General features: G+C 72.4%; 5 protein-coding genes. All 5 read right to left on the reverse strand.

Going from position 1 to position 7,260, the window contains the following annotated elements:
• Positions 1-100 precede the first annotated feature (100 nt).
• Positions 101-1,933: an outer membrane protein assembly factor BamB family protein gene (locus E2E34_RS28465; RefSeq protein ID WP_138904760.1), complete on the reverse strand. Its 1,833-nt coding sequence runs from the start codon at positions 1,931-1,933 to the stop codon at positions 101-103.
• A gap of 230 nt (positions 1,934-2,163) precedes the next feature.
• On the reverse strand, positions 2,164-3,960 hold the full coding sequence (locus E2E34_RS28470; protein ID WP_138904761.1) for an ABC-F family ATP-binding cassette domain-containing protein: 1,797 nt from the start codon (positions 3,958-3,960) through the stop codon (positions 2,164-2,166).
• 101 nt (positions 3,961-4,061) lie between these two features.
• Positions 4,062-5,381 (reverse strand): acyltransferase family protein, encoded by a 1,320-nt coding sequence (locus E2E34_RS28475; protein WP_138904762.1) that lies wholly within the window; start codon positions 5,379-5,381, stop codon positions 4,062-4,064.
• Between the two features lie 49 nt (positions 5,382-5,430).
• Positions 5,431-6,342 (reverse strand): 4-(cytidine 5'-diphospho)-2-C-methyl-D-erythritol kinase, encoded by a 912-nt coding sequence (locus tag E2E34_RS28480; protein WP_138904763.1) that lies wholly within the window; start codon positions 6,340-6,342, stop codon positions 5,431-5,433.
• Positions 6,339-7,226 (reverse strand): 16S rRNA (adenine(1518)-N(6)/adenine(1519)-N(6))-dimethyltransferase RsmA, encoded by an 888-nt coding sequence (rsmA, locus tag E2E34_RS28485; RefSeq protein WP_244316198.1) that lies wholly within the window; start codon positions 7,224-7,226, stop codon positions 6,339-6,341. Before rsmA ends, E2E34_RS28480 begins: the two co-directional genes overlap by 4 nt.
• Positions 7,227-7,260: the final 34 nt, after the last annotated feature.

Consider the following 7,260-nt stretch of genomic DNA (forward strand, 5'->3'; position numbering starts at 1 on the left):
TCGTTGGGCGGCGGGGGCGGTGGCTGCGTCATGGCGTGCGTACCTCGGAAGAAGGGGAGTCGAAGACGAAGGGGGAGACCCGGAACTCAGTCACCGGCCGTCACTTGCCGAAGACCATCATGGTCTTCGTCTCCTTCTCCTCCTCGTCGTTGGTGGCGCTGACGCGGGAGGCGACGACGTACAGCCGGCCCTCCTCGTAGGCGACCTTCGTCGAGAAGAAGCCGTTCTCGATCTCGGCGGTCGACTGCGGGTTCTGGAGCAGCGTCTTGGGCTTGCCGCCCGACGGGGCGATGGTCGCGAGCGCGCCGCCCTTGTCGTACGACGCCTCCATGTGGACGAGGACGTCGCCGCCCTCCATCTTCAGCGGCATCATGGCGCGCTCGCCCTCGGAGCGCCACTTGGGCTTGCCGGTGTCGAGGTTGAAGGCGACGACCTCGTTGCTGCGCTCCAGGCCGCTCGTCTTCTCGGCGGTCGCCATGTAGAAGGAGTTCGCGTCGGCGGCGACGCCGGTGCAGCCTTCGAGGTTCCGGCCGAAGATGACGAAGGTGCCGCCGCAGCGGGGCTGGAACTTGTCCTTGCCGCCGTCGATCTCCGAACGCAGCTTGCCCTTGTCGGTCAGGGCGATGACGCTCCAGGTCTTCTTCTCGCGCTCCTGCACGGACACGACGAGCGGGGAGACGGAGTAGACCTTGTCGACCTGCCAGCCCTTGGCCAACGGGTAGCTCCACTTGACCTTGCCGGTGGCCGGGTCGTGCTCCTGGATCCGCTCGTGGTTTTTGGCGGCCTCGCCGGTGGAGCACGCGGCGGCGGCGATCAGCTTGGCGCTGCTGGTGAAGGCGTACGGCTGGCACTCACCGGGGAGCTTGCCCCACAGGACCTTGCCGTCCTTCATGCTGAACGCGGTGGAGTGGCCGGTGCGTCCGGCGGTGACGGTGTTGCCGCTGATCGCGATCGTGATGTCGGAGAGGAGGTCGAACGCCCCCTCCTTCTTCACCTCGGCCTTCCAGCCCGCCTTGCCGGTCTTGAGGTCGACCATCTGCAGCTGGCTGCACTTGGCCTTGTCGGTGGTGCCGTCCTTGACCCCGATGACGATCTTGCCGTCGTCGGCGGTCCTGACGGGCGCCGCGCAGATCTCGGTGGAGAGCGGAAGGCTCCACTTCTCCTTGCCGTCGGCGGTGTTGTACGCGGCGACCTTCTTGTACATCGCCTTGACGACGAGGCCGTCGGTGAACCACGGGCCGTACACGTCGGAGCCGTTGCGCGGCAGGTCCACGTCGTTCTTCTGGAGCCACAGGACCTTGGACTCGCCCGACTGGCGACCGGCGTTGAGGTCGTCGCCCGCGTCGCGGTCGCCGGCCGTGTCGCCGCCGGTGTCCGCGTCGCCGGTGGGCAGGCCGCCCTTGTTGTCGTGCGTGCCGCCGGCGACGGGCCTCTTCTTCTTGCCGCCGTCGTCGCCGCTGGTGGCGATGTAGATGCCACCGCCGACGACGAGGAGCGCGGCGAGGGCCGCGCCGATGATGACCGCCGGCTTGCCCTTGGAGCCGCCACCGCCGCTGCCGCCCGGGGCGGGCGCGCCCGGGTAGCCGCCGTAAGGACCGGGCTGCTGCTGACCGTACGGGCCGGGCTGCTGACCGTAGGGGCCGGGCTGCTGCTGGCCGTACGGACCGGGCTGCTGACCGTACGGGCCCGCCTGGCCGGGCTGTTGACCCGGCTGGCCCGGGTAGCCGTACCCCTGCTGGGGCGCCTGCTGGGGTGCCTGCGGTGGTGCCTGCGGGTAGCCGTATCCGGGCTGCGCCGGGGGCTGCTGCGGCGGCGCGGCCGGCGGGGCCGGCGGCATCTGCGGCGGCTGGGCAGGCGGCTGGGGCGGCTGCTGCCGGGGGTCCTGGGGGGCTCCGAAGCCGCCCTGCGGCGGCTGGTTGGGCGGCTGAGACATCAGCGCTTACCTCTTCACACGAGACCGCCGCCCGTTCGGTCTCCCCCGCAATTCCGGGCGGCGCAACACCCCCGGAAAGGAGCGAATCGGGCTTGAGCCCCGCAATTCTGCGACAGTCGAGCGGGGCTTCTTTCTATCACTTGGGCCCTCGCGCACGAGGGCCCGGTCCGTCCCTGTTCCCAAGGGAGGACCGGGCCGTGACGCGCTCGTTATGCGACTTGGCGCATCCGCTACGCGTCTTCGGCGAGTTCCATCCAGCGCATCTCCAGCTCGTCGCGCCCGGCGACGAGTTCCCGCAGTTCGGCGTCGAGCAGGGCCACCTTCTCGAAGTCGGTGGCGTTGTCCGCGATTTGGGCGTGCAGCTTGGTCTCCTTGTCGGAGAGCTTGCCGAGCTGGCGCTCGATCTTCTGCATCTCCTTCTGGGCGGCCCGCGCGTCGCCGGACGCCTTCTTCTTGACGGGCGCGGGGGCGGGCGCCGGGGTGGCCGCCTCGACCGCCTGCTGCCTGCGCTCCAGGTACTCGTCGATACCGCGCGGCAGGTTCCGCAGCGTCCGGTCGCCCAGCAGCGCGTACACCTTGTCCGTGGTGCGCTCGATGAAGAACCGGTCGTGCGAGATGACGATCATCGACCCCGGCCAGCCGTCGAGCAGGTCTTCGAGCTGCGTCAGCGTCTCGATGTCGAGGTCGTTGGTCGGCTCGTCGAGGAACAGCACGTTCGGCTCGTCCATCAGCAGCCGAAGGATCTGCAGCCGCCGCCGCTCGCCGCCGGACAGGTCACCGACCGGCGTCCACTGCTTCTCCTTGCTGAACCCGAACTGCTCGCACAGCTGGCCCGCCGTCATCTCGCGGCCCTTGCCGAGGTCCACCCGGTCGCGTACGCGCTGAACGGCTTCCAGCACGCGCAGCTTCGGGTCGAGCTCGCCGACCTCCTGCGAGAGGTACGCGAGCTTCACGGTCCGGCCGACGACGACCTTGCCGGCGACCGGCTGGGCGTCGCCCTGGGTGCGCGCCGCGTCGGCCAGGGCGCGCAGCAGGGAGGTCTTGCCCGCGCCGTTCACCCCCACGAGTCCGACGCGGTCGCCGGGGCCGAGCTGCCAGGTCAGGTGCTGGAGCAGCACCTTGGGCCCGGCCTGGACGGTGACGTCCTCGAGGTCGAAGACCGTCTTGCCGAGGCGCGAGTTGGCGAACTTCATCAGCTCGGAGGTGTCGCGCGGCGGCGGCACGTCGGCGATCAGCTCGTTGGCCGCCTCGACGCGGAAGCGCGGCTTGGACGTACGGGCGGGGGCGCCGCGGCGCAGCCACGCCAGCTCCTTGCGGACCAGGTTCTGACGTTTGGTCTCCTCTGTCGCGGCGATGCGCTCGCGCTCGGCGCGGGCGAAGACGTAGTCGGAGTAACCGCCCTCGTACTCGTGCACGGCGCCGCGCTGCACGTCCCACATGCGGGTGCAGACCTGGTCGAGGAACCAGCGGTCGTGGGTGACGCAGACGAGCGCGGAGCGGCGGGCCTGGAGGTGCTGGGCCAGCCAGGCGATGCCCTCGACGTCGAGGTGGTTGGTCGGCTCGTCGAGGACCAGCAGGTCCGGCTCCTCGATGAGGAGCTTGGCGAGCGCGATACGGCGGCGCTCACCGCCGGACAGCGGCCCGATGACCGTTTCGAGCCCGTGCTCGAAGCCGGGCAGGCTGAGCCCGCCGAAGAGGCCGTTCAGTACGTCGCGGATCTTGGCGGTGCCGGCCCACTCGTGGTCCGCGAGGTCGCCGATGATCTCCTGGCGGACGGTCGCGGTGGGGTCGAGTGAGTCGTGCTGCGTGAGGACGCCGAGGCGCAGGCCGCCGTTGTGCGTGATGCGGCCGCTGTCGGCCTCCTCCAGCTTGGCGAGCATCCGGATGAGGGTCGTCTTGCCGTCGCCGTTACGGCCGACGACGCCGATCCGGTCGCCCTCCGACACGCCGAGGGACACGCCGTCGAGCAGGGCACGGGTGCCGTACACCTTGCTGACTGCCTCGACATTGACCAGGTTGACGGCCATGGGTGCGCGCTCCAGGGACGGGAAAGGGACAGACGCTCAAGCGTAGTCGCCCGCCGGACCCCCTCGGCCCCCACCCGGTGCGCGGGGGCCCCGGCCCCCGGTCAGACGGCCCGGGTGCGCGAGGCCCGCCCCGCCGTCTCGACCAGCAGCCAGCCCGCCAGTGCCATGACGACCGCCGCCGGGGCGCTGATCCGTACGGCTATGAGGACGGCCGTACGGCCTTCCAGGAGCCCGCCGAATCCGACCATCGACAGTCCGAGCACCCCGAGCAGGCTCAGCGTGACGCCGAGGGCCGCCGCCGGTCCCGCGAACCGCCCGGGGGAGGCCGGCGGGCGGCTGCCCCCGGCCGGGTGCTCGAAGGCCCGGAACGCCGCGACGCACAGCGCGGTCAGGGCCGCCGCGACGGCGAAGCGCAGCGGTACCTGCGCCCACCAGGCGGCGCTCGCCGGTGCGGGCAGCGGGAGGTCCAGGGCGAGCATCGCGCCGTACACGCCGAGCATCGCGGTCAGGTGCCACAGGAACGCCGTCATGGCGACGCCGTTCGCGGCGACGACACCCCGCCAGACGCGCGGCCGCGCGACGAGGCGGGCGCCGGGTGCGCGCAGCAGCTCGACGGCGCCGACCAGCCACACGCCGTGGGCGAGGAGCGCGAGGGTGGGCGGGGCCATGTTGCTGACCTTCTCGCCGGGCATCCCGACCATGCTCAGCGGGTACGGCCCGAAGGCGACCAGCGCGGCCGCGGCGGCCAGCCCGCCGGCCGCGAGCACGGCGGGCCGGCCGATGCGGCCGTCGGCGCGCAGGAAGCCGAGCTGGTGGACGGCGAGCCAGACGAAGGCGAAGTTCAGGAACTCGACGTACGGAACCCCCGCCGCGAAGCGCAGTGCGTCGACCCCGGCGGCGGCCAGGGCGAGCGCGCCGAAGGCGGCCCAGCCCCACCGCTCGTGCAGCTTCAGCAGGAGCGGTGTGAAGGCCACCATCGCGAGGTAGATCCCGATGAACCACAGCGGCTGCGCGACGAGCCTCAGCGCGACCCCCGCGAGCCCGTCCCGGCCGCCGAGTGCGAGCGCCGCGACGCCCCATACCAGGACGAACACCATGGTCGGCCGCAGCAGCCGCTGGAGCCGGGCCCGTACGAAGACGGAGTACACCGCGTCGTGCCTGCGGCTCAGCGACCGGTACGAGAGCGCGTGCGAGAAGCCGCCGACGAAGAAGAACACCGGCATGACCTGAAGCGCCCAGGTGAGGATCTGGAGTTCCGGCAGGACGGCGAGGAGGTTCCCCACCCGTCCGTCGGCGAAGACGGCGGCCATCAGCCAGTGACCGGCGACGACGGTGCCGAGCGAGGCGACGCGCAGCAGGTCGACGTACCGGTCGCGGCCGGCGGGCGTCCGGTCGGCGAGCTCGCGCACAGTGTTTCCCATGCGGGGTACGTTCTCGCCGCCGCCCGCCGGCCCGTAAGCGCTCCGGTACTCAGTCCCGGCTGAGTACGTCGACGACCGTCGCGCCCGCCGCCGGGGACTGGGCCACCCGAGCCGTTCGGCAGGTGCCCGAGGCGACGAGGGCCGCCGCCACCGACTCGGCCGCCTCCGCGTCCTTGGCGAGGAACGCCGTGGTCGGCCCCGACCCCGAGACCAGGCCCGCCAGGGCTCCGGCCTCCGCGCCGACCGCCAGGGTGGCGGCGAGGGAGGGGCGCAGGGACAGGGCGGCGGGCTGGAGATCGTTCACCAGGGCGCCCGCCAGAGCCGCCGCGTCTCCGGTGCGCAGGGCCTCCAGCAGCACCGGGGAGGCCACGGGGGCCGGGACGTCGGCGCCGGCCGTCAGCCGGTCGAACTCCCCGTACACGGCAGGCGTCGACAGCCCGCCGTCCGCCACCGCGAACACCCAGTGGAACGCTCCGCCCACTTCGAGCACGGACAGTTTCTCGCCGCGCCCGGTCCCGAGCGCGGCCCCGCCCACGAGGCTGAACGGCACATCGCTGCCCAGCTCGGCGCAGATGTCCAGCAGCTCGCTCCGCGACGAGCCCGTCCCCCACAACCGGTCGCACGCCAGCAGCGCGGCCGCGCCGTCGGCGCTGCCGCCCGCCATGCCGCCCGCGACGGGGATGTCCTTCCCGATGTGCAGGTGCACGTCGGGCGAAAGGCCATGACGTTCGGCCAGCGCGATCGCCGCCCGCGCGGCCAGGTTCGTGACGTCGAGAGGAACCTGGCCGGCGTCCGGCCCCGAGCAGGTGACGCGCAGCGAGTGGGCCGGCGTGGCGGTGACCGTGTCGTACAGGCCCACCGCGAGGAAGACGTTCGCGAGGTCGTGGAAGCCGTCGGCCCGCGCCCCGCCCACCGCCAGCTGCACATTGACCTTCGCCGGTACCCGGACCGTGACCGTCATGCTCCCGCTCCCTTGTGCTCGGCGATACGCGCGAACTCCTCCACCGTCAGCGACTCGCCCCGGGCCTGCGGCGAGATGCCGGCCGCGACCAGCGCGGCCTCGGCCGCCGGAGCCGATCCGGCCCAGCCCGCGAGCGCGGCCCGCAGCGTCTTGCGCCGCTGCGCGAACGCCGCGTCGACCACGGCGAAGACCTCCGCCTTCGTGGCGGCGGTCTTGACGGGCTCGGCCCGTCGCACGAGCGACACCAGCCCCGAGTCGACGTTCGGCGCGGGCCAGAAGACGTTGCGGCCGATGGCGCCGGCCCGCTTGACGTCGGCGTACCAGCAGGCCTTCACCGACGGCACGCCGTACACCTTGTTGCCGGGGCGGGCCGCGAGGCGGTCGGCGACCTCCGACTGGACCATCACGAGCGTCCGCTCGATGCTGGGGAAACGCTCCAGCATCGTGAGCAGCACCGGGACGGCGACGTTGTACGGCAGGTTCGCGACCAGCGCGGTCGGCGGCGGCCCCGGCAGTTCGGTGACCTGCATGGCGTCGGAGTGCACCAGCGCGAAGCGGTCGGCCCGCCCGGGCATGCGCGCTTCGATCGTGGCCGGCAGGGCGGCGGCGAGCACGTCGTCGATCTCGACGGCCACGACCCGCTCGGCGGCCTCCAGCAGGGCGAGGGTCAGCGACCCGAGCCCCGGCCCCACCTCGACGACCACGTCGTCGGCCCGCACATCGGCCGTCCGCACGATCCGCCGGACCGTGTTGGCGTCGATGACGAAGTTCTGGCCGCGCTGCTTGGTCGGGCGTACGCCGAGCGCCGCCGCCAGCTCCCGGATGTCGGCGGGGCCCAGCAGGTCGTGCGGGGGAGGTGTCTCAGAAGGCTCAGTGCTGCTCACCGCTCAAGCCTAAGGGCCCACCACCGCACCACCC

The organism is Streptomyces albidochromogenes, assembly GCF_005981925.1.
Taxonomy (GTDB): Bacteria; Actinomycetota; Actinomycetes; order Streptomycetales; family Streptomycetaceae; genus Streptomyces; species Streptomyces albidochromogenes.